The 3,072-nt window shown below is 34.1% G+C and carries 2 protein-coding genes; both read right to left on the reverse strand.

Going from position 1 to position 3,072, the window contains the following annotated elements; genetic code table 11:
• On the reverse strand, positions 1-2,255 hold a 2,255-nt coding region (locus ACUTSE_RS18080), incomplete at its 3' end, for a hypothetical protein (protein WP_445641261.1).
• 310 nt (positions 2,256-2,565) lie between these two features.
• The coding region (locus ACUTSE_RS18085; protein ID WP_445641262.1) for an OmpA family protein at positions 2,566-3,072 on the reverse strand (507 nt) is incomplete at its 5' end.

Raw genomic sequence — 3,072 nt, forward strand, 5'->3', positions numbered from 1 at the left:
TTTGTTGTATTTAAGGCACTCCAATCAACGTCGTGCTCTGCTCCATGTTCATCGTAATAAACAAAAGTATTGGTTGTTGGATTGTAGTTGACGTTTCCATACTTCCCTTTTAACTCAGTAACGATATTGGTAATAAAATCTTCATTGTTTGTAATGTGATTGATAAATTCAAGATTATCGCCCAACTTGGTAATAAAATCTTGATTCGTAGCAATGTGCTCTACAAATGTTTTGTTACTAGCAATATCTGTTACTGCTAATTCAACCACATTTTGTTCTGAATCCGTCACAACCAACTTGTCATTCACTAATGTAAAACTAACGTTTGTTGTGTTTAATGCACTCCAATCAACGTCGTGCTCTGCTCCATGTTCATCGTAATAAACAAAAGTATTGGTTGTTGGATTGTAGTTGACATTTCCATATTTGCCTTTTAATGTATTGATGACGTTCGTAATGAAATCCTCATTATTTGTAATCGTCGTTACAAAATGCTCATCATTACCCAACTTCGTTGTAAACGTTTTATTATTAACTAAATTAGTTACAAATACATCGTTATTAGCAAGGACTCTTCCTAGATCATCAATAGTTACTAGAAAACGACGATCTTCTGTATCAGTAATCACCAATTCATTATTAACCTCATCGATAGTAAAGCTCTTAATTTTGGTATTGCCTAAACTTTCCCAGCTGATATGCACTACGTTGTAGTCTGCATCATAATAGAAGAATGAATTAGTTGATACATCAAAACCAACGTTTCCATATTTATCTTTTAGCATATCGACAATTGTCGTGATAAAAGTAGCATTATCCCCCAACTTGGTAATGAAATCCTGATTCGTAGCAATCTGTTCTACAAATGCTTTGTTATTAGCAATATCCGTTACCGCTAACTCAACCACATTTTGTTCTAAATCGGTCACAACCAACTTGTCATTCACTAACGTAAAACTAACGTTGGTCGTATTTAATACACTCCAATCCACCTCATGTTCCACTCCATGCTCATCGTAATAAACAAAGGTATTGGTCGTCGGATTGTAGTTGACATTTCCGTATTTCCCTTTTAATATATTGACGATATTTGTAACAAAATCCTCATTATTTGTGATGTGATTGACAAACTCAAGATTATCACCCAACTTGGTAATGAAATCCTGATTCGTAGCAATGTTCTCTACAAACGTTTTGTTACTAGCAATATCCGTTACTGCTAATTCGACTGTATTTTGTTCTGAATCCGTCACAACCAACTTGTCATTCACTAATGTAAAGCTAACGTTAGTTGTGTTTAATGCACTCCAATCAACGTCATGCTCTGCTCCATGCTCATCGTAATAAACAAAGGTATTGGTCGTTGGATCGTAGTTGACGTTTCCATATTTTCCTTTTAACTCATTGACGATATTGGTAATGAAATCCTCATTGTTTGTGATGTGATTGACAAACTCAATATTATCTCCCAACTTGGTAATGAAATCTTGATTCGTAGCAATGTGCTCTACAAACGTTTTGTTATTAGCAATATCCGTTACTGCTAATTCGACTGTATTTTGTTCTGAATCAGTCACAACCAACTTATCATTCACTAATGTAAAACTAACGTTAGTTGTGTTTAAGGCACTCCAATCAACGTCGTGCTCAGCTCCATGTTCATCGTAATAAACAAAAGTATTGGTTGTTGGATTGTAGTTGACGTTTCCATATTTGCCTTTTAATTCATTGACAATATTGGTAATAAAATCCTCATTGTTTGTGATGTGATTTACAAACTCAATATTATCTGCCAACTTGGTGATGAACTCTTGGTTTTCTACCAAATTTGTTACAAACGTATTGTTTTTTGCAATAGCCGAAATAGCAAGAAACACTTTTCCTCCCTGCGTATCTGTGATGACTAAACTTTCAATATTATTACTATCTTTTTCAATCGTAAACGTTTGATTCTTTGTATCTATGTAATTATCTCCAGATAATAATTGTGTCCATCTTGCATCTCTCCAATAGTAAAAGCCTGCAACAAGGGATGTACTTCCTGTATTGTAAACGAGTAAACTTTCTTCGGGATTAACAATAGCTGATTTATCTTGCTCGCTCTTTAATTGAATTCTAGGAAGCAAAATACCTTTATCTTTAGCAACGATGTCTAATGCTGAAGCTGGATTCGGTTCTTTTGTACCTATACCGACCTGAGCACTAACGAAATTTCCTAAAAATAAAAATAATAAAGGAATAACTTTTCTAATCATAATTTCTCTCAGTAGATTAATTAATAACACACTTACTTAAAAAACGACGAACAATAACATCAATGCCTTATGTATAAATGAAGTGCATGTCCATTACTCGTCAGAAACAATTCATCTTGTTTCTCTTATTATTAAATTTATATTTCCAGCATGAACCATGCTCAAAATAGGATTACTTCAAACTTTCATGAGCAACAATACTGCTCAACTAGTTGAGTTAAGAGTTCTATTTCGGTTTTATCGAAACTGTGTTCCTTACTTTTAGTACATAAACACAGTCTTAATAAACCTGTACATGTCCAACTAGACTTTATATTTCTTTAATAATAAATTCACTGCGTCTATTTTCTTGGTGTTCCGAAGTAGTACACGGTACACCATTGCTACATTTGTTTAGCAACTGACTTTCTCCGTATCCTCGTCCAGTCAAGCGACTTGGATCGATTCCTTGTTCAATCATCCATTTAATGGTTGATTTCACACGACGATCGGATAAACTCATGTTGTATACATCATTTCCTCTACTATCTGTATGAGAGCGAACATCAATTTTTATAGAAGGGTATTCTTTCAATACTTCGACTACTTTCATCAACTCAATCGCAGCATCTCTGCGGATATTCGATTTGTCAAAATCAAAGTAGATCGGTTGTAAATTGAGTCTTTTAAATAAATCATCGTTTAAGCCTAGCGGTTTCTCTGCTTTTTCTAAGCCAATATTTACTGTTTTTACCCCAGGTTCTCGATTTACATTAAAAGCTACTTCAACGGTATTATAGGATTCTTTTTCTGCTTTAATGCGGTACTTATATCCACA

It is taken from the genome of Myroides sp. TSA_177.3 (genome assembly GCF_052691955.1).